The organism is Streptomyces sp. NPDC037100 (assembly GCF_055606225.1).
Genome location: NZ_JBVJSX010000009.1, coordinates 177913 through 202680, shown reverse-complemented (window position 1 = coordinate 202680; position 24768 = coordinate 177913). Strand labels below are relative to the sequence as shown.

Annotated in this window: 17 protein-coding genes and 2 pseudogenes; 9 read left to right on the top strand and 10 right to left on the bottom strand. The window is 71.8% G+C overall.

The genetic code is table 11. The features are described from left to right. The first annotated feature begins 1 nt into the window (after position 1). Positions 2–1495: a tripartite tricarboxylate transporter permease gene (locus ACZ7EG_RS27835; protein ID WP_471084474.1), complete on the top strand. Its 1494-nt coding sequence runs from the start codon at positions 2–4 to the stop codon at positions 1493–1495. Positions 1496–1652: 157 nt separating this feature from the next. Here the strand turns inward: ACZ7EG_RS27835 and ACZ7EG_RS27830 are convergent. Further along, positions 1653–2177: pseudogene (locus ACZ7EG_RS27830) on the bottom strand (Dyp-type peroxidase); the annotation flags it as partial. Here ACZ7EG_RS27830 and ACZ7EG_RS27825 point away from each other — a divergent pair. Further along, on the top strand, positions 2169–2405 hold the full coding sequence (locus ACZ7EG_RS27825) for a hypothetical protein (protein ID WP_471084471.1): 237 nt from the start codon (positions 2169–2171) through the stop codon (positions 2403–2405). The pseudogene ACZ7EG_RS27830 and the gene ACZ7EG_RS27825 overlap by 9 nt on opposite strands. 8 nt (positions 2406–2413) lie before the next feature. Here the strand turns inward: ACZ7EG_RS27825 and ACZ7EG_RS27820 are convergent. Then, positions 2414–2704, bottom strand: a pseudogene (locus ACZ7EG_RS27820) (CoA transferase); the annotation flags it as partial. Between the two features lie 110 nt (positions 2705–2814). Here ACZ7EG_RS27820 and ACZ7EG_RS27815 point away from each other — a divergent pair. The 5 genes from ACZ7EG_RS27815 (at position 2815) to ACZ7EG_RS27795 (ending at position 10920) form a co-directional block, all read left to right on the top strand. Then, on the top strand, positions 2815–3924 hold the full coding sequence (locus ACZ7EG_RS27815; protein WP_471084469.1) for a GDSL-type esterase/lipase family protein: 1110 nt from the start codon (positions 2815–2817) through the stop codon (positions 3922–3924). 233 nt (positions 3925–4157) lie between these two features. Beyond that, on the top strand, positions 4158–5789 hold the full coding sequence (locus ACZ7EG_RS27810; protein ID WP_471084466.1) for a cellulase family glycosylhydrolase: 1632 nt from the start codon (positions 4158–4160) through the stop codon (positions 5787–5789). Positions 5790–5996: 207 nt separating this feature from the next. Beyond that, a complete protein-coding gene (locus ACZ7EG_RS27805) occupies positions 5997–7112 on the top strand; it encodes an acyltransferase family protein (protein ID WP_471084463.1) in 1116 nt (371 codons plus the stop codon). Positions 7113–7233: 121 nt separating this feature from the next. Then, positions 7234–8271 carry a LacI family DNA-binding transcriptional regulator gene (locus tag ACZ7EG_RS27800; protein ID WP_471084460.1) on the top strand — a complete coding sequence of 346 codons (1038 nt, stop codon included), beginning with the start codon at positions 7234–7236 and terminating at the stop codon, positions 8269–8271. A gap of 180 nt (positions 8272–8451) precedes the next feature. Continuing rightward, positions 8452–10920, top strand: coding sequence for a CBM35 domain-containing protein (locus ACZ7EG_RS27795; protein ID WP_471084457.1), 2469 nt, complete (start codon positions 8452–8454; stop codon positions 10918–10920). A 354-nt stretch (positions 10921–11274) separates the two neighbouring features. On the opposite strand, the gene ACZ7EG_RS27790 is transcribed toward ACZ7EG_RS27795, so the two are convergent. Beyond that, positions 11275–11619, bottom strand: coding sequence for a BlaI/MecI/CopY family transcriptional regulator (locus tag ACZ7EG_RS27790; RefSeq protein WP_471084941.1), 345 nt, complete (start codon positions 11617–11619; stop codon positions 11275–11277). 326 nt (positions 11620–11945) lie between these two features. On the opposite strand from ACZ7EG_RS27790, the gene ACZ7EG_RS27785 reads away from it, so the two are divergent. Further along, positions 11946–12197 (top strand): twin-arginine translocase TatA/TatE family subunit, encoded by a 252-nt coding sequence (locus ACZ7EG_RS27785; RefSeq protein WP_471084454.1) that lies wholly within the window; start codon positions 11946–11948, stop codon positions 12195–12197. Between the two features lie 11 nt (positions 12198–12208). Here the strand turns inward: ACZ7EG_RS27785 and htpG are convergent, their stop codons facing one another. The 6 genes from htpG to ACZ7EG_RS27755 all read right to left on the bottom strand — a co-directional run bounded on the left by htpG (position 12209) and on the right by ACZ7EG_RS27755 (position 19433). Continuing rightward, positions 12209–14107 carry a molecular chaperone HtpG gene (gene htpG, locus ACZ7EG_RS27780; RefSeq protein WP_471084453.1) on the bottom strand — a complete coding sequence of 633 codons (1899 nt, stop codon included), beginning with the start codon at positions 14105–14107 and terminating at the stop codon, positions 12209–12211. An 85-nt stretch (positions 14108–14192) separates the two neighbouring features. Then, complete coding sequence (locus tag ACZ7EG_RS27775; protein WP_471084450.1) at positions 14193–14897, bottom strand: class F sortase; 705 nt, start codon at positions 14895–14897, stop codon at positions 14193–14195. Positions 14898–15016: 119 nt separating this feature from the next. After that, entirely contained in the window at positions 15017–15712 is a 696-nt protein-coding gene (locus tag ACZ7EG_RS27770; RefSeq protein ID WP_471084448.1) for a hypothetical protein, read from the bottom strand. Positions 15713–15907: 195 nt separating this feature from the next. Further along, on the bottom strand, positions 15908–16195 hold the full coding sequence (locus tag ACZ7EG_RS27765) for a DUF3040 domain-containing protein (RefSeq protein WP_471084445.1): 288 nt from the start codon (positions 16193–16195) through the stop codon (positions 15908–15910). Positions 16196–16682: 487 nt separating this feature from the next. Continuing rightward, positions 16683–18146: an arabinose isomerase gene (locus ACZ7EG_RS27760; RefSeq protein ID WP_471084442.1), complete on the bottom strand. Its 1464-nt coding sequence runs from the start codon at positions 18144–18146 to the stop codon at positions 16683–16685. Between the two features lie 30 nt (positions 18147–18176). Further along, complete coding sequence (locus ACZ7EG_RS27755) at positions 18177–19433, bottom strand: MFS transporter (RefSeq protein ID WP_471084439.1); 1257 nt, start codon at positions 19431–19433, stop codon at positions 18177–18179. A gap of 208 nt (positions 19434–19641) precedes the next feature. Between ACZ7EG_RS27755 and ACZ7EG_RS27750 the strand changes: the two genes are divergently transcribed. Further along, positions 19642–23583: a glycosyl hydrolase gene (locus tag ACZ7EG_RS27750; protein ID WP_471084436.1), complete on the top strand. Its 3942-nt coding sequence runs from the start codon at positions 19642–19644 to the stop codon at positions 23581–23583. A gap of 40 nt (positions 23584–23623) precedes the next feature. On the opposite strand, the gene ACZ7EG_RS27745 is transcribed toward ACZ7EG_RS27750, so the two are convergent. After that, entirely contained in the window at positions 23624–24676 is a 1053-nt protein-coding gene (locus tag ACZ7EG_RS27745) for a LacI family DNA-binding transcriptional regulator (protein ID WP_471084433.1), read from the bottom strand. Between the last annotated feature and the right edge of the window lie 92 nt (positions 24677–24768).

Genomic DNA, 24768 nt, shown 5'->3' with positions numbered 1-24768 from the left:
CATGAACGCCCTCAACTCCCTTCTGGACGGCTTCGGTACGGCCCTCACCCCGATCAACCTGCTGTGGGCCGCCATCGGAGTCCTGCTCGGCACGGCGATCGGCGTGCTGCCCGGCATCGGCCCGGCGATGGCGGTGGCACTGCTGCTGCCGGTGACGTACGGGCTCGACCCGATCGGTGCGTTCATCATGTTCGCGGGCATCTACTACGGCGCGATGTTCGGCGGTTCGACGACCTCCATCCTGCTCAACACCCCGGGCGAGAGCGCCGCGGTGGTGGCGGCCATGGAGGGCAACCCCATGGCCAAGTCGGGGCGCGGCGCACAAGCCCTGGCGGCGGCCGCGATCGGCCACTTCGCGGGCGGCATGGTCGGCACACTGCTGCTGGTGGCGCTCGCACCGACGGTCGCGAAACTCGCCGTCGACATCGGCGCCCAGGACTACTTCGCCATCATGGTGCTGGCCTTCATCGCCGTGACCTCGGTGCTGGGCTCGTCCCGCATCCGGGGCCTCGCCTCCCTGCTGATCGGCCTCACCCTGGGCCTGGTGGGCCTGGACCAGATGACCGGCCAGCAGCGTCTCACCTTCGGCTCGCTGCAACTGGCCGACGGTATCGACGTGGTGATCGTCGCGGTCGGTCTCTTCGCGATCGGCGAGGCGCTGTGGGTCGCTGCGCACCTGCGGCGCAGGCCGCCCGAGCCGATCCCGGTGGGGCGTCCCTGGCTGGGGCGCGGGGATGTGAACCGGACCTGGAAGTCGTGGCTGCGCGGCCCGTTCATCGGCTTCCCGTTCGGCGCGATCCCGGCGGGCGGCGCGGAGATCCCGACGTTCCTGTCGTACGTGACGGAGAAGCGCCTGTCGAAGCACAAGGACGAGTGGGGCAAGGGCGCCATCGAGGGTGTCGCCGGTCCGGAGTCGGCGGCGTCGGCCTCGGCGGCGGGCACCCTGGTGTCGATGCTGACCCTGGGCCTGCCGACCACGGCGGTCGCGGCCGTGATGCTGGCCGCCTTCCAGCAGTACGGCATCCAGCCCGGCCCGCTCCTCTTCGAGCGGGAGCCCGACCTGGTGTGGGGTCTGATCGCCTCCCTGTTCGTCGGCATGGTGCTGCTGCTCGCCCTGAACCTGCCGCTGGCGCCGCTGTGGGCGAAGCTGCTGCGCATCCCGCGGCCGTACCTGTACGCCGGGATCATGTTCTTCGCGGCGGTCGGCGCGTACGCCGTCGGCGGCGAGGTGATCGACCTGGTGATCCTGCTGATCATCGGCCTGATCGGCTTCGGTATGCGCCGCTACGGGCTGCCCGTGCTGCCCGCCGTGCTCGGCGTCATCCTCGGCCCGAACGCCGAGCAGCAGTTGCGGCGCGCCCTGCAGATCAGCGACGGCAGTGTCACGGGGCTGTTCAACACGCCGTTCGCGATGACCGTGTACGCGGTGATCGTGCTGCTGCTGGTGTGGCCGCTGCTGCGGAAGGCGGTGACGCGCCGCAGCGCCGAGGTCTGAGGTCCGGCCGTCGCGGCGCCCGTTCCCGGGGGCCGCGACGGGCGGCGGTTCCGTACCCCACCGGTCGCGGCGACCCGTACGCGCGTTCCTGAACATCGCGTGTGCGGGTCGCCGTATCTGGTGAGAGGTGCGTTCGGCCCGGCCCCGAGCGTCGGGCGGAGAGCAGCCCTCTGCCCAGCCAGTCGGAGGAGTCCCGCACCCCGGGCAGGGCGAAGAAGTAGCCGCCTCCGGTCGGGGAGATGTAGTCGACGAGGGGTTCGTCGATCAGCCGGGTCTGTGTGGCTTCGAAACTGGCGGCGCATGTCCTGCTGGTAGCAGCAGAAGACCAGTCCCATGTCGAGTTCGCCGACGCTGTCGGCACCCCGGTCGTAGTTGTAACCCCGGTTCAGGATACGGAAGTTGCCGATCCCCGGGATGCGGGTTCGGCGAGCCGAATGTGTGCGTCTAGCGGAATCGCCGTGCCGTGCGGGTCCTTGGCGTAGTTCGGGCTGTCGGTCTCGCGGGCGCCGTCGAGCGGGGCTCCGGTGTCCTTGCGCCGGCCGAACATCAGCTCCTGCTCGGACAGCGAGACCCGGTCCCAGAACTCGACGAGCATCCGGATGATCCGGACGACCTGATAGCTGCCGCCGGCCGTCCACGCGGGCTCGCCCTGCCCGTCACCGACCCACACCAGGTGGTCCAGGCCGACGCCGAGGTCCGCGGGCGTGCCGCCGGAGGTGAGGAAGCGGACCCGCTCGGTGAGGGTCTTCAGCAGGTCGGCCAGTTCGGTACGGCGGTCGGCGATGACGTCGAAGTCCTCAGGGGGCGCCGACGGCGCGAGACGGGGCGGGAGTCAGCCGGCGGATTCGCCGAAGATCTCGGCGGTGTGCGCACCGAGCGCCGGCGGCGCCAGCCGGTGCCGCGCCGGTGACGCGCTCAGCGGGCCCGCTCCCGGCCGGTCTCGTCCGACAGGTCCAGGGCGACCGAGCGCTTGTTGCGGTTGACGCCGAGGAAGTAGGTGGAGGTGCCGTGTCCGTCGGAGGGGGGACGCCACTGCCGGGTCTCGTCGCCCGCTCCCGGGCGCTCGACCTTCACCACGCCGACGCCGAGATCGGCGAGGAGCATGGTCGCGTACGGCCCGGCCAGGACCCGCGAGAAGTCCGCGATCCGCAGCCCGTTCAGGGCGCCGCGTTCCGTGTCCACGTCTGCCTCCGGATGATCGTCGCCGATCGCCTTCGACCTCCGGAGCTCACCCTCTCACCCTCTCACCTCTTGACGCGTCACTGACAACAATGGCTTGATGTGGTGGGAGCGCTCCCACCTCCAGGGAAGGGACCACCATGCACGGAACCCCCCACTCGTCCCCGCACTTACGGGTCATGTCCGTCCTCGGCCTCCTGGCCGCCCTGCTCCTCCCCCTCGGCATGACGTTCGCACCCCGCGCGTCGTCAGCGCCCGCGGCGGACCCCGTCCGCGTCATGCCTCTCGGCGACTCGATCACCGGCTCTCCGGGCTGCTGGCGGGCCGTGCTGTGGAACCGGCTGGCCGACAGCGGATACACGGACGTCGACTTCGTCGGCACCCTCCCCCCGCAGGGCTGCGGCCAGGCGCACGACGGGGACAACGAGGGCCACGGAGGCGAGCTGGTCACCAACGTGGCGGACCGGAACCTGCTGCCCGGCCGGTTGTCCTCCACGCGGCCGGACATCGTTGTCATGCACTTCGGCACGAACGACGTCTGGAGCAGCATCGCCCCCGATCGCATCCTCGCCGCCTACACCAAGCTCGTGGCGCAGATGAGGGCCTCGAACCCGGACATGCGGATCCTGGTGGCGCAGCTGATCCCCATGAACCCCAGCACCTGCGCGGCCTGTGCCCAGCGCGTCGTCGACTTCAACGCGCGCATTCCCGGCTGGGCGCGGGCGACCGGCACCGAGCGCTCCCCCGTCACCGTGGTCGACCAGTGGACCGGCTTCAGCACGGCCACCGACACCTACGACGGCGTGCACCCCAACGCCTCCGGCGACGCCAAGATCGCGGCCCGTTGGTTCCCGGCCCTGGCGGCGGCCCTCGACGCCGGAGTGCCGCAGGACCCGGACGATCCGGGTGGCCCGGGCGGGGACCCGACCGCATGCACCGCGCGCTTCCGGGCCGTCTCCTCCTGGCAGGGCGGCTACCAGGGCGAGGTGACGGTGACGAACACGTCGGGTTCCGCCGTTCAGGGCTGGACCGCGACGGTCGTACCGGCGGGCGGGGCGCGTCTGACCCAGCTCTGGAACGGCTCCCTCACCACGGCCGCCGACGGCACGGCCACCGTCGCCAACGCGGCGTGGAACGGCGCCCTCGCTCCCGGCGCGAGCGCCACGTTCGGTTTCGTCGCCACGGCCCCGGCCACGGCCGGTACCCCGGCGGCGACCGCCACCTGTGCCGGGAAGGCGCCCGCCGGATGACGGCCGTGCCGGGCCGGAAGCGCCCCGGCACGAGCCCACCCGAACCTGCTCCGCCCGAACCTGCTCCGTCCGAACCGGGCCTTGCCCGAACCTGCTCCGTCCGAACCAACCCCACCCGAACCAGCTCCGCTCGAACCAACCCCACCCGAACCGACCCCCGACGGCAGGACCCCGTTCGGCACGACAGCGCGACCGACAACGTGTGCCACTCGATCCCCACTTCTGGAGCCGTCATGAGACTCCGCCCCACCTCTCCACGCCCGGCCACCGTGGCCGCCGCCCTGCTCGCCCTCTTCCTGTCCTTCCTCGCTCTCACTCCGCCGGCCCAGGCCGCGCCCACCGGCTTGCGGGTGCAGAACGGCCGGCTGCTGGAGGCCGGCGGGAACGACTTCGTGATGCGGGGCGTCAACCACGCCCACACCTGGTATCCGGACCGCATCAGCTCCCTCGCCCACATCAAGGCCAAGGGCGCCAACACCGTCCGCGTGGTCCTCTCCAGCGGCGACCGCTGGACCCGCAACGACGCCGCCGACGTGGCGAACGTGGTCGCCCAGTGCAAGCAGAACCGGCTGATCTGCGTCCTTGAGGTGCACGACACCACGGGCTACGGCGAGCAGAGCGGAGCCGTCTCGCTCTCCCGGGCCGCCGACTACTGGATCGACGTGAAGAGCGTCCTGGCCGGCCAGGAGGACTACGTCATCGTCAACATCGGCAACGAGCCGCACGGCAACATCGGCTACGCGGCGTGGACGGCCGACACCAAGGCCGCGATCCAGAAGCTCCGCGCCGCCGGGTTCGACCACACGATCATGGTCGACGCGCCCAACTGGGGCCAGGACTGGGCGTTCACGATGCGCGACAACGCCGCCTCGGTCTTCGCCGCCGACCCCGACGCCAACACGGTCTTCTCGATCCACATGTACGGCGTCTTCGACACCGCCGCCGAGATCACCGACTACCTGAACCGGTTCGTCACCGCCCGACTGCCCCTCGTCATCGGCGAGTTCGGCCATGACCACTCGGACGGCAACCCCGACGAGGACACCATCCTGGCGGTGGCCCAGCAGCTCCGGCTCGGCTACCTCGGCTGGTCGTGGAGCGGCAACGGCGGCGGCGTGGAGTACCTGGACATGGTGACGAACTTCGACCCGGACCGGCTCACCTCCTGGGGGCAGCGCCTCTTCAACGGCGCGAACGGCATCGCCGCCACCGCCAAGGAGGCCGCGATCTACGGCTCCGGCGGGGGCGACACCACTCCCCCGACGGCCCCCGGCACCCCCACCGCCTCCGCTGTGACCTCCTCGTCCGCCACTCTGACCTGGGCCGCCGCCTCCGACGCGACCGGCGTCACCGGCTACGACGTCGTGCGGATCAGTGGCGGCTCCGAGTCGGCCGTCACCAGCACCACGAGGACCACCGCCACCCTCACCGGTCTGTCCCCCGCGACCTCCCACACCTTCGCCGTCTACGCCCGCGACGCCGCCGGCAACCGCTCGCCCCGCTCGGGCACGGTGACGGTCACGACCCCGTCCGGCGGCTCACCGTCGGCCTGCGGTGTCGGCTACCGGGTGACGGGCAGCTGGTCCGGCGGCTTCCAGGGCGAGATCGTCCTCCGCAACACGGGCACGTCGGCGATCAACGGCTGGACGCTGCGCTGGACCTTCCCGGACAGCCAGCGCATCACCAGCCTCTGGGGCGGGACGGCGACCCAGACCGGCTCCGCGGTGAGCGTGGCGGCCGCCCCGTACACCGCGACGATCCCCGCGTCGGGATCGGTCACCCTCGGCTTCACTGCCTCCCGGTCGACGGCCAACCCCAGCCCGACGGCCTTCACCCTGAACGGCGCCGACTGCTCCTTGAGCTGACCGGACCCCGTGCGGTGGTGCCGCCGCGGCCCCGGGCCCGGCGGCACCACCGTCGATGTGATCCGCGCTACAGCCGCGCGGAAAGCGGTTTACGTCGCTCCGCAGTGGTCAGGCGGCCGGGATGTCGCACCGGCACCCCATCGCCGCATCTACGGCAAGACGCGTACGCACCCGCCCGGGTTCCCCGCACGCCGCCCGGGAGGCGTGATGAGCGAGGACACGCTGCGCATCCGCGCGGTCCCGAGCGGAGCGACGGAACGGAAGACGCCGCCCGCGCCGGAGCCGGCCGGCCGTCGGGACGCGTTCTTCGACAACGCGAAGTACCTGGCGATCGTGCTGGTGGCGATCGGCCACTCCTGGGAGCCCCTGCGGGACGGCAGCCGGGCGGCCTCCGCGCTCTACATGGTCGTGTACGCCTTCCACATGCCGGCGTTCATCGTGATCTCCGGCTACTTCTCGCGCTCCTTCGACGCGAGCCCCGGGCGGATCCGGCGTCTGATCACCGGGCTCGCGGTGCCGTACATCGTCTTCGAGACGGCGTACACCCTGTTCACCCGGTGGACCGACCAGGAACCGGACCGGCCGGTGACCCTGCTGGACCCCCTCTACCTGACCTGGTTCCTGATCGCCCTGTTCGTCTGGCGGCTGACCACGCCGATCTGGCAGCGCGTACGGTGGCCGCTGCCGGCCGCCCTGGTCATCGCGATGCTGGCGACGCTCTCGCCGTCCATCGGCAACGACCTCGACCTGCAGCGCACGCTGCAGTTCCTGCCGTACTTCGTCCTCGGTCTGCTGCTGCGGCCCGAGCACTTCCGGCTGGTGCGGCGCCGTGCGGCGCGGATCCTCGCCCTGCCGGTCTTCACGGGCGCGCTCCTCGTGGCCTACTGGGCGGTGCCGCGGATGAGCGGGGCCTGGTTCTACCACCGTGACAGTGCCGAGGAGCTCGCGGCGCCCGCCTGGTACGGGCCCGTGATGACGCTGGTGACGTTCGGCTGCTCGCTGGTCCTGGTCGCCTGCTTCCTCGCCTGGGTGCCCGGCCGCCACATGTGGTTCACGGTGCTGGGCGCGGGCACGCTCTACGGCTACCTGCTGCACGGCTTCGTCGCGCAGGGGTCCAAGTTCTGGGGCTGGTACGAGCCGGCGTGGGTGCACCGGCCCCCGGGCGAGATCCTCGTGACGGTCGTCGCCGCGCTGCTCGTGACCGTGCTGTGCACCGCGCCGGTGCGGCGGGTGTTCCGCTGGGTGGTGGAGCCCGACATGGCCTGGGCGTTCCGTCGGGACGCACGCGATCAGGCGCGGGAGCGGAACGCCGCACGGGCGTGAGGGGCCCGGGGGGCCGACCGCCGATCCGTTCCGCGGCCTGCCGCGGGCCCTGTGCGGCGCATCCCGATTCGCTCGATACCGTCTCTTGACGATCCACGTGTGACCGATCACAATTCTCGACATGAATGTGACCGGTCACACCAGGCGTCCGGCGAGCATCCGGGATGTCGCCTCGGCCGCCGGGGTCTCGTACCAGACGGTCTCGCGCGTGATCAATGGTCACCCGAGCGTCCGGCCGTCCACCCGGGAGCGGGTACAGGCCGCCATCGAGGAGCTGGGCTTCCGGCGCAACGCCACCGCCCTCGCCCTGGCCAGCGGGCGCACCCGCACCGTGACCGTGCTCACCGCGAACACCACCCACTACGGCTACGCCTCGATCCTCCAGGGCATCGAGGAGTCCGCCCGCGCCGCCTCCTACGCGGTCGGCATCGGCGTGCTGGAATCCGATGAGGACGCGGCCGTCGCCGCCGAAGTGCAGCGTGCGACGGACGCGGGCGGCGGGATCGTCGTGATCGCCTACGATCCGGCCGGTGTGCGGGCGCTGAGAGCCGTGCCCGCCGGGGTGCCGGTCGTGGGCGTGGTCGAGACCCCGGCGAGCCCGCCCGGCGGCGAGAGCCCCTGGGTGTGGACCGACGACCGCGAGGCCGCCTACCAGGCGACCCGCCATCTGCTCTCCCTCGGCCACGAGACCGTGCACTACGTCGCCATCCCCTCCAGCACCCGCCGCACCAGCGCCCGCACCAGCGGCTGGCGGCAGGCACTGAAGGAGGCAGGCGCCCCGGAACCCCGTCCGGCGCAGAGCGGCTGGGGACCGGAGGGCGGTCACGCGGCGGCGCTGAAGCTGGCGCGGGATGCGTCCGTCACCGCGATCCTGTGCGGCAACGACGACCTCGCGCTCGGCGTGCTGCGCGCCCTGCACGAGACGGGCCGCTCGGTGCCCGGCGAGGTCAGCGTGGCCGGGTTCGACGACGCCCCGCACTCCGCCTTCCTCACCCCGTCGCTGACCACCGTGCGCCTGGACTTCACCGGCCTCGGCCGGGCCGCCTTCGCTCTGCTGCACGGCGCCCTGGAGGAGTCCGCCCCGGTCGCCCCGCATCCCGTGTCCGAACCGGAACTGGTGGTGCGGGAGAGTTCGGGCCCACCGCCCGCCCATGCCTGAACGGCCCCTGTGGGCACCGCAGCCGCGCGCCTGAACCGAGCCGCCTGTGGCGAAAGATCGTGTCCGGAATCGCCAGTGGAGCCGTCAAGTGACCGGAGGTCCAGCAGCGTGATCGCCCCCACCCGCACGAGATCCCGCACCAGAACCGCCCTGTTCGCAGCACTACTTGGAGCAGCCGCCATGGCAGCCACCCTCCCCGCGGCCGGTCCCGCTGCCGCCGCAGCCGACCCGCAGCGCCTCACCGTCGACCTCGATGCCTCCGAGGGCCCGGTGATGCTCGGTGCCAACGGCTCCCTCTACGGGCTCAGCGACGACGGGGTGCCCAGCGACGCGGCGATGGAGCCCCTGAAGATCACCAGCATCTCGCAGAAACCGCAGGGCGGTGCCCAGCACCCCAACGGCGACGCGCTCACGGTCTCGAAGTCGTTCTTCCGCACCGGCGGCGGCGAGATCAACGTGATGATGCAGGACATCTACGCCAAGTGGCCGTACGAGGACCTCGGCATCGACGACTACCTCCCCAAGGTCGACAAGATCGTCAAGGAGATATCGGCCGACCCGCACAGCGACCGCTTCGTCTTCATCCCCTTCAACGAGCCCGACCAGATCTGGTACAAGCTCGACGTCCAGGACCAGGCCCAGTACGAGAAGAACCGCGACCGGTTCTTCAAGGACTGGAAGACGGTGTACCGGCGGATCCGGGCGATCGACCCGGACGCGCGCATCGCCGGTCCCAACGAAGCCGCCTATCACACGCGCCTGTTGAAGGACTTCCTCGCCTTCACCAAGCGGGAGAACGTCGTGCCGCAGGTGATGACCTGGCACGAGCTCGGCTCCGGCTCCCTGCGCGACTTCCAGGCGCACTACGACGACTACCGCAAGCTGGAACGCGAGGCGGGCATCGCCCCCCTGAAGATCAACATCGACGAGTACGCCAACCGCCGCGACCTGTCCGTGCCCGGGCAGCTCGTGCAGTGGGTGTCGATGTTCGAGCGCAACAAGGTGTACGCCAACATGGCGTACTGGGACGCCGCCGGAAACCTCAGCGGCCACGTGGTGCGCTCCAACATCCCCAACGGCGGCTGGTGGCTGTTCCGCTGGTACGCGGGTCTGACCGGGGACACCATGAAGGTGACGCCGCCGCAGCCGAACACCGTCGACACCCTCCAGGGGCTCGCCTCCCTGGACACCTCCCGCCGCCAGGCCCAGGTGCTGCTCGGAGGTGCGGACGGCGACTCGGACGTGGTCGTGAAGAACGTCCCCCGCTCCGTGTTCGGCCGTACGGTCACCGCGACGGTCGCCGAGGCCGCCTGGTCCGGGTACGAGGGGCAGCACGCGGCTCCGCGGGTCCTGGCGCGCACCAAGGTGAAGGTCGCTGACGACGGCTCTGCGACGGTCCCGCTGCGCGGCCTGCACAAGATGTCGGCGTACCGGATCGTCCTCACCCCCGGCGGTTCGGGCACCCCGGCCGCCGTCTCCGCCCCGTGGTCGGCCTCGTACGAGGCCGAGGACGCCGCCGTGACCGACGGCAAGGTCTACACCCAGGGCACGGTGGGCAACGCCAACGGCTACGCCGCCTCCGGCACCAAGGACGTCGGCTCCCTCAACCAGCCGGGCAGCAAGGTCGCCTTCACCGTGAACGTGCCGGAGGACGGCACGTACGACCTCGCCATCCTGTACGGCAACCAGTCCGGCGGTCCCGCCACGCAGAAGCTGACCGTCGACGGCGCCGACCCGGTGACGGTCACCTACCCCTCGACCGAGAACTGGACCTACCGCGCCAAGAAGGACCTCTCCGTCCGGCTGAAGGCGGGCTCCCACCGGTTGGTGCTGGCCAAGGGCGACGCGGAGGTCACGCTCGACCGGATCGACCTGACGAGCGACACCGGCCCCGCCTCCGCGTCGTACGAGGCCACGCTGGCCGACATCGGCGGCAAGCCGTCGTACGACTACTCGTCCTCGGCCGGTGTGGGCACGGGCGCCCTGGTGCTGCGCCCGGGCGACAAGGCCGTCTTCGACGTCTACGCCCCGCGCGACGGCTACTACACGGTGACCCCGCGGACCTCTGCGGCGGTGCGGCTCGCCCTGCACGGCGAGAAGGTCACGGCGGCGCCCGGCCGCCCGCTGCGGCTGTACCTCGTCGCGGGCAACAACCGGGTCGCGATGACGTCGGGCCACGCCGCCGTCCGCTCCCTCGACGTCTCGGGCGACGGCTCGGCCTCCGGCACCCTCTCCTACGAAGGGGCCTCGGCCACGCTCGCGGGTGGCGCGAAGCTCGTCGACAGCCCGCACGCGTCGGCCGGCTCGTACATCGGCCGGCTCGGCAACAGCCCGTCCAGCACTGCCGAGTTCACGGTGACCGCACCGAGGTCCGGCCGCTACGTGCTGGTCGTCCACTACGCCCACAACGACCGCCGGGACAACGGTCACGCCTACAACACGGACATCATGTCCCGCACGGCGGACATCGGGGTCGGGGGCGCCGCACCGCAGAAGGTCACCTTCAAGAACACCTGGAGCTGGGACGACTACTGGACGGTCGGCGTCCCGGTCGATCTGGTGAAGGGAGCGAACAAGGTGACGTTCGGCAACGCCACCGCCTGGGCGCCGAACATCGACCGGATCGAGCTGGGCCGCGTCGTGGGCTGAGCCGTGCCGTGACGGATGAACGCGGTGCCGCAGTCCGCCGTTGAGGCGGGCTGCGGCACCGTCGCGTCCGGGCGGGCTGGATGCTGCAACCGGCCGAGCACCGGGCGTCGTACGGCACTCCGGCCGGCTACGCCTCGCCCATGGACCACGGCTCCCCGCCCCCTTCGGCCCGGGCGACCACGGGCACAAGGGGGAGCACCATGACGGCCGCTTGGCTCGGGCCCCGGCACGGGCGCGGCCGTCGCCGCGGGCGCGGCCGGGCTCGCGGTCCGTGAGTGGCACGACGAATGGCAGGACGAATGGCAAGACGAATGCCAGGACGAGTGGCAGAAAGACGAGAACCCCCATGAGGCCTCAGTCGTCCCCTTCACCCTGGGCCTGGTCGAGCAGGTCACGCACCAGCTGCTCCTCGTCCGGGCCGAGGCCGGAGACGAAACTGGCCAGCACGGCCCCGCGGTCGCTCTCCCCGTCCAGCACCTTGCGCACCTTGCGGGCGGCCAGACCCGCCTGGTCCGAGGCCGGTGTCCAGGCGAAGGACCGGCCGACCCGCTCCCGGGTGACCGCGCCCTTGCCCAGCAGCCGGGTCAGGATCGTGATCACCGTCGTGTACGCGAGGTCACCGCCGAGGCGTTCCTGCACCCACCCGGCCGTGGCCGGGCCGTCAGCCTCCCGCAGCGCCGACAGCACCAGCGCCTCCAGCTCGCCCGGCCCCCGGCGGGGACTGCCCGGGACCCGTCACCGCCCTGCCTCCCTCACGCCGCCCTGCGTTGCCCTTTCGGCCATCGTAGAGATCCGTCGGCCCGACCCCACGTACTTCTACAGTGCTGTAGAGGTGGAGCACGCCCGGCTGGTCCGGCGGCAGGAACTGCTCGCCGCGGGATGCTGCCTCACCCGCACCCGCACCTGCACCTGCACCTGCACCTGCACCTGCACCCGGTGCCGCATCCCGAGACGGCGGTCACGCCGTGCTCCCCGCCCGATACGCTCACGCCGTGCCCGGCCCGGGCGAGAGAGGACAGGACACCATGTTCGGACTGAGCGAGCTCGCGATCATTCTCATCGTCGTCATAGCCGTCATCGGGATGAAGAAGCTCCCCGAGCTGACCCGCTCGGCCGGAAAGGCGGCCCGCATCCTCAAGGCCGAGGCCCGCGCGGCGAAGGACGAGGAGGCCGGGACGGCCCCCGCGCCGCGGGTGGTCCAGGGCGAGGTCGTCCCGCCGGGCACCGGCACGCCCCCGCCCGGCCCCCGGGCGGCGGACGCCCCGGACCACCCCTGATCCGACGCTGACTACAGCGTCCGCTCCAGGCGGTCCGCCACGAGCCTGACGAAACGCGCCGGGTCCTTGGGCTGACCGCCCTCGGCGAGCACCGCCAGGGTGTGCAGCAGCTCGGCGGACTCGGCGAGCTCCGCACGGTCCTCGCTGCCCTGGTAGGCCTGGTGCAGGCCCTTCACCAGCGGGTGGCCGGGGTTGAGCTCCAGGATCCGCTTGGTGCGCGGCACCTCCTGGCCCATCGCCCGGTACATGTTCTCCAGGGCCGGGGTCAGGTCGTGCGCGTCGGAGACGATGCAGGCCGGGGAGACCGTGAGCCGGGTGGAGAGGCGGACCTCCTTGATGTCCTCGTCGAGCCGCTCCCGCATCCAGCCGAGCAGCCCGGCGTACTCCTCGGCCTGCTTCTCCCGCTCCTCGCCGGCCTTCTCCTCGTCCTCGGCGTCGAGGTCGATCTCGCCCTTGGTGACGGACCGCAGCTTCTTGCCCTCGTACTCGCCGACGGCGTCGACCCAGACCTCGTCGACGGCGTCGGTGAGCAGCAGGACCTCGATGCCCTTGTCCCGGAACGCCTCCATGTGCGGGGAGTTCTCGATGCTCTGCCGGGACTCTCCGGTGATGAACCAGATGTCGTCCTGGCCGTCCTTCATCCGCTCCACGTACTGCGCGAGCGTGGTCGGCTCGTCGTCGGAGTGCGTGGTCGCGAACGAGGAGACGGCGAGGATGGCGTCACGGTTCTCGGAGTCGGTGACCAGGCCTTCCTTCAGGGCGGTGCCGAACTCCCGCCAGAACGTCGCGTAGCGCTCGGCGTCCTTGGTCTTGATCTCCTTGACCGTGGACAGCACCTTCTTGGTCAGCCGGCGCTGCATCATCCGGATGTGCCGGTCCTGCTGGAGGATCTCGCGGGAGACGTTGAGCGAGAGGTCCTGCGCGTCGACGACGCCCTTGACGAAGCGGAGGTAGGGCGGCAGCAGCGCCTCGCAGTCGTCCATGATGAACACGCGCTTCACATACAGCTGGACGCCGCGCTTGAAGTCACGCGTGAACAGGTCGTGCGGGGCGTGCGAGGGGACGAAGAGCAGGGCCTGGTACTCGAACGTGCCCTCGGCCTGGAGCCGGATCGTCTCCAGGGGCTCGCGCCAGTCGTGGCTGATGTGCTTGTACAGCTCGTGGTACTCGTCGTCGGACACCTCGTCGCGCGAGCGCGCCCACAGGGCCTTCATGGAGTTGAGCGTCTCGGGCTCGGGCGCGTCCTCCCCGTCACCCGCCTCCGGCACCATCCGGATCGGCCAGGTGATGAAGTCCGAGTAGCGCTTGACGATCTCCCGGATCTTCCACTCCGAGGTGTAGTCGTGCAGCTGGTTCTCGGGGTCGGCGGGCTTGAGGTGGAGCGTGACGGACGTGCCCTGCGGCGCGTCGTCGACCCGCTCCAGGGTGTACGTGGCCTCGCCGCGCGACGTCCAGCGGGTCCCCTGGCTCTCGCCGGCGCGGCGGGTCACCAGCGTGACCTCGTCGGCCGCCATGAAGCCGGAGTAGAAGCCGACACCGAACTGGCCGATGAGCCCCTCGGCCCCGCCCGCGTCCTTGGCCTCGTTCAGCTCCTTGAGGAACGTGGCCGTTCCCGAGTTGGCGATGGTGCCGATGAGCTGCCCGACCTCGTCGTACGACATGCCGATGCCGTTGTCCCGCACGGTGAGCGTGCGGGCCTCCTTGTCGACGTCGAGCTCGATGTGCAGGTCCGACACATCGGCGTCGAGGGAGTCGTCCCGCAGCTTCTCCAGACGCAGCTTGTCGAGCGCGTCGGAGGCGTTGGAGACGAGCTCCCGCAGGAAGACATCCTTGTTCGAGTAGACCGAGTGGATCATCAGCTGGAGCAGCTGACGTGCCTCTACCTGGAACTCAAACGTTTCGGTCGTCATGGTTCGCGAATCCCTCACAGGTCCCACAGTCGCCTGAACTGGTGAGAGTCACTGTAAAACACCAAGTCAGGCCGGGGCCCCGGAGTCAGACGAGGTGGGCGAAGACGACCAGGTTCTCGGTGTAGTCCCGGGCCCGGCGGTCGTAGGCACCCGCGCACGTGATGAGCCGGACCTGGGCCTGTGGCGTGTCGCCGTACACGCGGTCGCTGGGGAAGGCGTCCTTGTCGAACGACTGGGCGGCGTCCACGGAGAAGGTGGCCCTGCTGCCGTCGGCCCGCACGACCTGGAACCGGTCGCCCTTCTTGAGCTCGCCGAGCCCGGCGAACACGGCCGGGGAGGTCGCGGTGTCCACGTGCCCGGCGATGATCGCGGTGCCGGCCTCTCCTGGCGTGTGGCCCTTGGCGTACCAGCCGACGAGGTTGATGTCGTTCGGCGGCGGGGGCTCCAGCTGGCCGAAGTCGTTGAGGGCGAGGTCGGTGAAGGGCGCGTCGACCGAGATCTTGGGGATGAGCAGACGGACCGGCCGGGACCGCGGCAGGTGCGGGCCGTCGGACCGGTTCGGCGCCGTGGACGCGGGCGTGTCGGGCAGGTCGGGGACGGCCGAGGGGGCGGCCACGGCGGGCGGTGCGTGCGGCGGGCCGGCGGCGTCGGACGACTCACCGCTGCCGCCGAACAGGTTCACGGTCAGCACGAGGGCGGCCACCGACCAGATCACCGTCACGACGGCGCGGAGCCGCCGCTTCGACGGCGCGGGGCGGAGGTCGGAAAGGGCGGGGGGAGGGGCTGCCATCAGGGACCACCTCATTCGGGCACGGCAGCGGACACGACACGCGATAGGGGGACGAGCCGGGCCGCCGCGACGTGAGAGGCACGTGCGGCGGCCACGGCGGCTATGGCGTCAGGCATCGGTCATACGGCGCCCTGCGTGGCCTTCCGGCGGCGCAGCGCGTACATGCCGGTACCGGCGACCGCAAGCGCGGCCAGCCCGCCGGCGGTCACACCCGGCGCGGAGGCCAGCCCGCCGCCACCGGTGTGCATGCCCCCGCGCGGCTTGTCGTGCTTGCCCTCCCAGGAGCCCTTCTCGTGCTTGTCGCTCCAGTCGCCCTTGTCGCCGTAGCCGTTCTCTTCGTGCTTGCCGCCCCAGTCGTCCTCGCCCTTGTACGTGTCCGGGTCGTGCTTGGGGTTGTCCCAGTCGTCCGAGTTCACCGCGGCCAGCGCTCCGCCGCCGGTGTGCACGCCGCCGTGCGGCTTGCCGTGCCCGTCGTGCTTGCCTTCCCAGTCACCCTTCTCGTGCCCGTTCTCCTTGCCGTGCTCCTTGCCGTGCTCCTCGTGCTTGCCCCCTTCGTCGCCCTTGGCGGCGTCGGAGTCCTTGTCGTGCCGGGAGCCGTCCCAGTCGTCGGCGGTCACGGCGGCCAGTGCTCCGCCACCCGTGTGCATGCCGCCGCGCGGCCCGTCGTGGTTGCCGTCCTTGTGGTGCTCCTTGTTGTAGGAAGAGGTGCTGTCGTGGTCCCAGTCACCCGTCGCCTCGGCGTAGGCGGCGGGTGCGGCGATCGCGAGGGCGGCCGTTGCCGTGGCCGTCGCGAGCAGCATGCGGGCAGAGCGCATCGGTGAGTCCTTCCGTCGCGGACCGGGCAGCTGACGCCTCGCCAGCTCACGAGACCCGGTCTCGACGTGAACCACCGTCAGTCATGCCGGCCTGTCCCACCATCCGGGGCGATCACACGGGTTACGACAACACTCCGACGGCGGCATACCCCGGCCGTGCGCCCGTCGCCCGGGGCCTCTCGACGTGCGCTCCCCTCAGCGGCGTCCGAATCCCCGGTGGGTCATACGGGCCGGGTCCTGGCCTGCCGGCTGGGCCGCCATGCCGACGAGGACCAGCCCGCCCGCGATGAGCAGGCCCTGGGCCAGGGCGATGCCGGAGCCCAGCACGGCGACTCCGAACGCCAGCCCCCACCAGGCTCCGGTACGCCGGTACACGCGGGGCCGGGTGGGGCGGCCGGATCTCATGGCCCGGGTGAACCGGGGGTCCTCCCGCTCGAGTCGTGCTTCGGGAGCGACCAGACGGTGGTCTTCGGACTGGGGCACGGCTTCTCCTTCCCGGAACCCGAGCGCTTCGAGGCAGGGCACGGCCGAGGCCATGACAAGTCCTCGAGTGTCGGGCCCTGTGACGGCGCGGAGGGAGACAGGCCGCCGATGCGGTGGTGCGGCGTGCCACGGCTGTCTTACCTGGGCCTCGGCTTCTCCCCCTCCAGCGGCTTCCACCGTCGGGCCCCACCCTCATCCTTCCCGCTGGCCGCCCCTCACGAACGCCGGTCCGCAGGCGGGGTGCCGGTACCGTGGCCGCGGAGGCCGACCAGGGCGCCGAGACCGTCGCCCGGGCCCGGGAGCACCGGCCCGACCGGGGCCTCCCGGGCCCTCACCGACCGTGAGGAGGAGATCCTCAAGCTCCTCACCGAGGGCCACACCTCACAGCAGGCCGCGGACCGCGCGCGGGCAAGCAGATGTGCGCGTGAGGCTGCGATGGGGCCGAGGACCGCGGGGACGACACCCATTGCCGGCCAGGCGGTGCCCGTCACACCTGCCGGTGGTCGATGCCCAGCAGGCTCGCGGCCGCCCGGAAGTCCGCCGTGCGGCGGCCGACCGCGAGGGACCAGTGGTGGCCGACGCCCGTGGCGCTCCAGGCGTCGACCCATTCACCGGGGTCCCGGCCGAAGTCGACACGGCTGGTGGTGTTGCCGATCTCCAGCAGCGGTCCCGGTACGACGGTGCCCTCGGAGGTGACGAAGGACAGACTGCCGTCGGCGTCCTGGCCGAGCCCGAGCAGGGTGACGGGCCCGTGCCGGACGTCGAACTCGACGCTCACGCCCCAGCCGCGTTTGCCGTGGTAGACGCCGAGCCCGCGCAGCAGCGGGTCGCGGGCGCCGACCGCGAGGTGGGCGGGGCCGTCGTGGCCCATCTCCACCACGCCGTCCTCGAAGTTCAGGGCCTGGATCTCGGTGAAGGAGCCTCCGGCGCCGACACTCTGGGAGGCCAACTGAGCCACGGACGTGCGCAGTTCGTACTCGCCGGCCGCGGGCACTCCCCGGGCGGTGAGCAGCGAGGCGCCGAGGATCATGCCTGCGCCGAGCCGCTCGTGCAGCTCACCGTCGAGTCCGCGGTGGTAGTAGGCGAGGCTGTCGAGTTCGAAGTCGGCGACCAGCCGGTCCAGGGCGACGGACACCGTCGCGCCCCAGGCGAAGTCCTCCTCCACCACGCTCTCGTCGACGGTGAAGATCTGCCGGGCGAGAGCCATCCGCTCCCGCGTCTCCGCCTCGGTCACCCGTTCCACGCGGTGCCGCAGGTCGTCGAACTCCAGGACCTCCACGTGCGAGCCGAACGTCGTGGCGAGCAGCGTCGGATCCGTCTGCACGTCGAGCATGCCGGGGTACACGTGCCCCATGAGGCCGTGCCGGGCGTGCCGGAGCGCGGCACGGATGTGCGCCGCCCGGATCCACTGCTCGATGCGCCGCCAGGCGGACTCCTGGCGCAGCCAGCCCGACACCGACCGGAAGGGGATGCCGGCGCGCCGGAAGACGTTGCCGACCTCGGGGACGGGGCACTGCCCGCAGTAGGCCAGCCAGGCCCCGGTGTCGAAGGTGGCGTGGTCCATCCTCTCGGACGGCTGGAGGTCGATGACCAGCACGGGTGTGTGCGAGCGCCGGGCGATCGGCAGCACCATCGACGAGGTGAGATAGGTCGTCAGAAACAGCACGATCAGATCGCAGTCGGCCCTGCGCAACTCCTCGGCGGCCCGGGCGCCTTCCTGCGCGTCGGAGACGAACCCGGCGTCTGTCACCTCCGCGTCCATCGCCCGGAAGCGCTCGGCGACATAGGCGGCCGACTCCTTGAGCTGCGGCAGGAGGCCTGGGAACTGCGGCCAGTACGTGCCCAGTCCGCCGGCGACCAGTCCGATCCGGGTGCGGCGCCGGGTGACCGGCGGGAGCAGGTCCTTGAGGGCGGCGGTCCGTACGGCCGTGCGGTCCGCGGTCGTTGCCATGGTCGGTGCTCCTTGTCGGGGTGCTGCGGCTCAGGTGCTGGGCACGCGCAGGTCGGCCCGGTCCGGGACGGCGCTCGCGGAACGCGGGACCAGGACGCGGAGGATGAACACGCCCGCGAAAGCCGCCGCCGTCATGCAGGCGGTGATCGTCCAGAGCAGGACGGAGGGGCTGTGGTCGGCGAGGGCGGGGGTGAAGAAGGCGGCGACCGCGAAGACGCCCCGGGAGAGGGCGTAGGTGAGGCCCTGGGTGGTGGCGCGGGTGTCGGCGGGCAGCGTGAGCTGCGACCACACCTTGTAGTTGGCCTCCCCGGCGAAGGGGTTGGAGAGCTGGTACAGCACGAAGAAGACGAGCATGCCGACGAGTGCGCCCGCGGTCAGGGACGCGATGACGAAGGCGAGGATCTGCACCACCGCGGCCACATGGAACAGCCGGTCGCGCCAGGGGCTGTCGGCGACACGGACGAAGGCGAAGGTCAACAGCACCCCGATCGGGATGAAGGCCAGGTTGATCCCGGTGGCGAGGCTCTGCGAGGCGTCGCTGACGGTGACGAGCAGGTAGGTGCCGAACTGCCCGAACGTGTTGGCTCCGAGGCCCCAGGTCACGTAGAAGACGAACGTCGCGGTCATCGGCAGCAGGGCGGCTCGCGTCCACACCCTCTTCAGGGAGATGGCTTCCGGGGCGGGGCCGCTCTCCGTCTCCGGCGGCTCGTCGGACAGTTTCAGCCGGGACCGCAGGGCCCAGGTGACGAGTGCGGCGACGGCCAGTTGCCCGGTGATGAGCCGGGCCCCGGTCATGCCCGTGGTGGACAGGGCGAAACCGAGGAAGATGGCGACGGCGATGCCCAGCATCCACATGACCTGGGTGAACGCCACGAGTCTCCCCCGGGCCCAGGAGGGTGCCGCGTCCGAGACGACGGCCAGGGAAGTCGGCAGATCGGCGCCGGCCGCGAGCCCCGCGACGAGCACGCCGGCCAGCAGGGTGATGTCGTCCGGCGCGAGGGTGATGACGAGGGCACCGATCGCGAAGCAGAAGATGTCCCAGTTGTAGACGCGTCGGCGGCCGAAGAGGTCGGCGAGCCGTCCGCCGATCAGCGATCCGACGGCGATGCAGCCGGTGACGATCGCGCTGATCGCCCCGGCCATCCACACGCCCATGTCGTAACTGTCGCGGTAGATGGCCAGGTTGACGGAGATGCTCACGATCAGCCCGGCGTCGAGGTAGGAGGCCATGCCCGACAGGGCGGCGGCCTTCCAGAGCGGTCTGGGGATGGGGCGGGTACCGGCCATGATGCGACTCCGTCGTCTGGTGACATCGCGGTTCCGGGGGCCTGGTCGCAGCGAATATAGGGCGAGAAAAACGTTGCAACAAGGTGTCTCGCACGTATGGCTGACATGACGTCGAGTTCCGGGACTCCGTGCGGGGATGTGGCGCGGCCGCTCCAGCTCACCTACGGTGACAGTGGTCTGAAAACGTTTTAGGGGAAGGACCGCATCCGTGATCTCCCCCGAGCTCCGGCGCCTGTTCGACGACCCGCCCCGCGACTTCGGCCCCACTCCCCTGTGGTGGTGGTCGGGCGCGAAGGTGACCCGCGAGCGACTCGCCTGGCAGTTGCGGGCGTTCGCGGAGGGCGGCGTCCACAACCTCGTCGTCATCAACCTGGCCCCGGCCGGCCCGACGTTCGGGGCCAGGGCCGACGATCCGGCGTGGTTCGGCGAGGAGTGGTGGGCGCGCTTCACCGACGCCTGCGAGATCGCGGCGGAGCTGGGCACGCGGCTGTGGTTCTACGACCAGATCGGCTTCTCCGGAGCCAATGTGCAGGGCGGTGTGACACGGCGTCACCCCGAGGCCGCCGGACTCGCGCTGCGCTGTCGCGAGGCGCGAGTCTCAGGGGGCACGGTCGCCCCGGCGGACACCGAGACGTTGCTGGCCGCGTACTCCCGGCGGGGCCGGCGGCTCGAGCTCGCCGCGGGCGGGGCCGTCGCGGCGCCGGAAGGAAGCGAGGTGCGGCTCGTCACCGCCGTCCCCACGGCGTTCGACTACCTGGACCCGCACGCCGTGGGCCTGTTGATGGACGCCGTCCACCACGAGTACGACCGCCGCGTACCGGAGTACCTGGGCACCGTCATCGCGGGCAGCTTCCAGGACGAACTGCCCGGCACCAACGCCTGGAGCCACCGTTTCGCCGACGAGTTCCGCACCCGGCGCGGTTACGACCTGCTCGACCACCTGCCGGCCCTGTTCGGCACCGGTGCCGGCGTGCCGGAGGGGAAGATCCGCGCCGACTACTACGCGGTCCGCGCGGAGCTGACCGAGGAGGCCCTGTTCCGGCCGCTCGCCGCCTGGCACCGCGACCGCGGTCTGCTGCTGGGCAGCGACCAGAGCCACCCCGCCCGTGCGGGGTACCCGGCCCAGTCCACCCAGCTCTACACCGACTACTTCCGCACCCACCGCTGGTACAGCGCCGCGGGCAGCGATCACCACGGCGACGCCAAGGTGCACTCCTCCATGGCCCACCTCCACGGCCACGAGCGCGTCTGGATCGAGGCGTTCCACTCCTCCGGCTGGGGCGGCACGCTGGAGGACACCTACGACTGGCTGCTGCCGTTCCTGCGCAGCGGCGCCAACCTCTACAACCCGCACGCCAGTTACTTCGGCACCGCGGGCGGCTGGTTCGAGTGGGCGCCGCCGTCGACCGACTGGCGCCAGCCCTACTGGAGGCAGTATCCGGCGTTCTCCCGGGCCGTGGCCCGGATCTGCTCGATCATGTCGTGGGGCGGCTACGCGGCCGACGTGGCGGTGCTGCACCCCACCGCCACCATGCAGGCCCTCCTGCCGCTGGACGCGCCGGTCCGGCACTTCGGAGACGGCCGGCTGGGCGAGGGCCATGCCCTCGCCGACGAGACGCAGCGGCACTACCTGGACCTGTGCGGCACGAACAACTGGCTCCGGCCGCATGCCGGTGCCCTGGACCGGCACGGGATCTCCTTCGACGTCGTCGACGACGAGTCGGTCCGGCACGCCGAGGCCGGCGACGGTGCCCTGCGGATCAGGGACCTGGTGTTCAGGGCGGTGCTGCTGCCCTCGGCGAGCGTGCTGGAGGAGGAGACGGCACGGCGGCTGGCCCAACTGCTCGACGTGGGAGGGCGGGTGGTGGTCGTGGGCCGTGCGCCCGCGACGACGGCGGGCCGGTCCGGTGACGACTCGGTCGTGGCGGCGCTGCTCGCCCATCCCCGGCTGGATCGGGTGCGCGACCCCGAGGCCGCCGCCGCGGCGGTGGCCGACGCGGCCGGACACGCCACGGGCGAGGTGCCGCTGCTCGTCCGGCGGAGGGGGAACGACGCGGCGGCGCTGGTCACGGCCGCCTTCCCGGAGATCGGCGCGCATCCCCTGCGACCGCCCGGCTCCGTGCCCGAGCCCATGCGCACCTCGTCCGTCACCGTCCGGGCCGCCGTCGCGGAGGCCGAGGTATGGAACCCGGCGACCGGCTCGCGCAGTCCAGCCCGCGTCACGGTCCTGGAGGACGGCGCCCTGTCGGCCATCGAGGTGCCTCTGGAGGGCGCCCCGGCGGCCTTGGTCGTCTGGCGTGAGGGCCGTCCGGCGCCGGCGCCCCTCGCGGGTGGGACGGCGGTGCGGGTGCTCGACGTCTCGTCCGGCTGGCACGGCCGGCTGGTCCCGACGATGGACAACACATGGGGCGATCTCGCACTGCCCCCGGGGACGTCCGTGGCGGAACCGCAGATCTGGACCATGGACTGGGCCGAGGGGGCGGCGTGGGAGCCCGCCCGGGTCACCTACGGCAACCGGGTCCGTGTCCTGCCCCCGGTGCCCCTCGACCGGGCTCCCGAGCCGCTGGACACGGCGTGCGTGGAGCGGATCCTCTGCGGTGAACTGCCCTTGGTGCCGCCGGGCTCGGCCTGGGACGTCGGGGTGTACTCGTCGAGCCGGGGCATCCTCGGCCAAGGCGGCCTGCTGGGCACCAAAGGGCTGGTGAACGAGGAGTTCGTGCATGTCCCGGTACCGGGCGGCGGCACGGCCGCGCGGGTCCGGGCGATCGTGCGGACCGGCCATCGGGGGCCCGCAGAGCTGCACGTCGGCGCGGAGGCCGTCAAGCGGGTGTGGTGGAACGGGGAGCCGCTGGGCACCTGCGGCGGCTATCTGGCCTCCGCCCCGGTCACCGTGGGCCGGGACCTGAACGTGCTCGAGTACGAACTGTCGGACGCCCAGGACCGGCCTTCGACGATCTCGGCCGCTGCCGGCACCCCGCTGGGCAGCTTCTTCTGCTTGTCCGAACCGGGCGGGCTCGGGCCGCGGCCGCGGTTCATGCGCCCACCGGACGGGGTCCGGCCCGACGGCCGGGTCGCCTATCGCGCGACGCTCTCGGTCCCGGCCCGGGAGGTACGGGCCGTGCTCGTCGTGGGCGCCGCCTCGGCGGTGACGGTGCTGCTCGACGGGGCAGTGGTGGCGCGGCAGGAGAAGGTGGAGTACTACGAGGCGGACTGGGGCGCCGTGCCGATGTTCTTCCGTCACGAGCCGGAACTCGGGGCGGGCGAGCACACGCTGGAGATCGTGGCCGACAGCGCCGACGTCCGGGACGCCGTGTACGTCGACCTGGTGGCGCGGGCGGAGTCGGGGGTGACGGCCCTGGTCAGTGGCGCCGGCTGGGAGGCCGAGACGGGCACGTGGCGGGGCCGGACGGTCGAAGACGCCCTCAGGCGCGGCGAGTTGCAGCACTGCCACGCGGCCGTGCGACCGCACCCGCTCCCGGAGACCGCGTGGCTGGGCGGCCCTCCGGTGGTCGGCGGTGCCGTACGGCCGTCTCGGTCCACCGATGACGTCCGCGCGGCACCCCAGCGTTTCCGGTTCACCGTTCCGCCGGGAACGGTGTCGCTGGAGCTGCCGTTGGAGCTGCGCGCGCGGGTACGGGTCGGGGACGGGAGGGAACGGGCCGTGACCGGTGACCGGATGACGCTCCGTGGGCCCTTGACGGCACCTGCTCGGGTCGAGGTGGTCACCGAGCCCACGGCCGTGCTGCGGGGTGGCTCGGCCTGGCGCGGGCCGGTTCGGGTGCGGACCGTGCCGGCGCCGCTGGCACTGGGTGACTGGCGCGAAGTGGGGCTGGGCGGTTGGAGCGGGGGCGTGACGTACGCGCGGGCGGTGGAGGTGCCGCCCGGGCCCGATCCCGTGCTGGATCTGGGGCGGGTACGGGGCAGTGTGGAGGTGGCGGTCGACGGGGAGTTCGCCGGTGAGGCGTTCTGTCCGCCGTACCGTTTCCCGCTGCCCGGTACCGCTGGGCGCACCGTCCGGCTGGAGGTGACGGTCCGGGGCACGCTGGCGCCGTATCTCGCGGAGGCCACGCCGACCGCCTGGGCGTTCGCGTCGCAGCTGTCGTCCGGGCTGTGGGGGCCGGTGACGCTGCGGACGGCGTCCGGGGGCTAGGTTGCCGCTGCCCGGACAGCAAACGCTGTCTGGCGCGCCACTAGGTCGTGTCGTCGACGGCCGGGGCCTGGTTCGGGGTGTCCGGGGCCGGTCGGGTGGAGTCGCGCAGGACGAGGCCCGGGGCGAAGACGCGGGTCTCGTGGAGGTGGTCCGCGCGGGCCTCGATCTCGTCGAGCAGCATCTCCACGGCCGCCCGGCCGAGGTCCTCGACCGGCTGGCGGACCGTCGTCAGGGTCGTCGCCCCGAAGGTCGCGACGTCGAGGTCGCCGTAGCCGACGACCTGTACGTCCTCGGGGACGCGCACGCCCCGTTCGGTCAGGCCCCGGCACAGGCCGGCGGCGAGGAAGTCGTTGGTACAGAACACCCCGTCGGGCAGGTCGTTCAGCCCGCGGGCGATCTCCGTGCCGTACGCGACGGTCATCCGCTCGGCGACGACCTGGCCGAGCCGGGCCCCGCGGCGGCTGCGCACGGCCTGCCGGGCGCCCTGGTAGCGGTCGGAGCACTGGCGTATGCCGCGCTCGCCGTTGACGACGAGGATGTCGCGGGCCCCGCTGTCCAGGAGGTGCTGCACGGCGATGCGGCCACCGGCGATGTCGTCGACGGAGGCCGAGCAGCCCTCCCGGTCGGGCATCGCGCGGTCTGCCAGAACGAGCGGGATGCCCCGCTCGCGCAGTCGGGCCAGCCGGCCGGGGTCGGCGCTGAGCGGCACCACCACGACTCCGACGGCCCGCTGCTCGACGAGCATGCTGAAGTAACCCTGCTCCCGTTCAGGGGCGTCGCCGCTGTGGCACAGCACCAGGGAGTAGCCGTGGTCGTAGGCCGCGTCCGCGGCGCCACGCGCGATGCGCGCGTAGAAGGAGTTGGTGACGTCGGGCAGTACGAGCCCGATCGCGGAGGAGTGCCCGGTACGCAGGCCCGCGGCTCCGGGGTGGGGGACGTAGTCGAGCGCGGCGACGGCGATGCGGACGCGCTCGGCGGTCCGGGCGGTGACGCGCTCGGGCCGGTTGAGAACGTTCGACACCGTCGACACCGAGACACCGGCGGCCGCGGCGACGTCCTGGATGCGGGCGGGGCGTGCCGGAACGGCGTCCACCCCCTCGCTGTTGCGGCCGCGCGACCAGGCACGACGAAGGCCTTCATGGGCGCCGCAAAGTATAACGTGGCCGGAGTTGGAACGATTTCCGC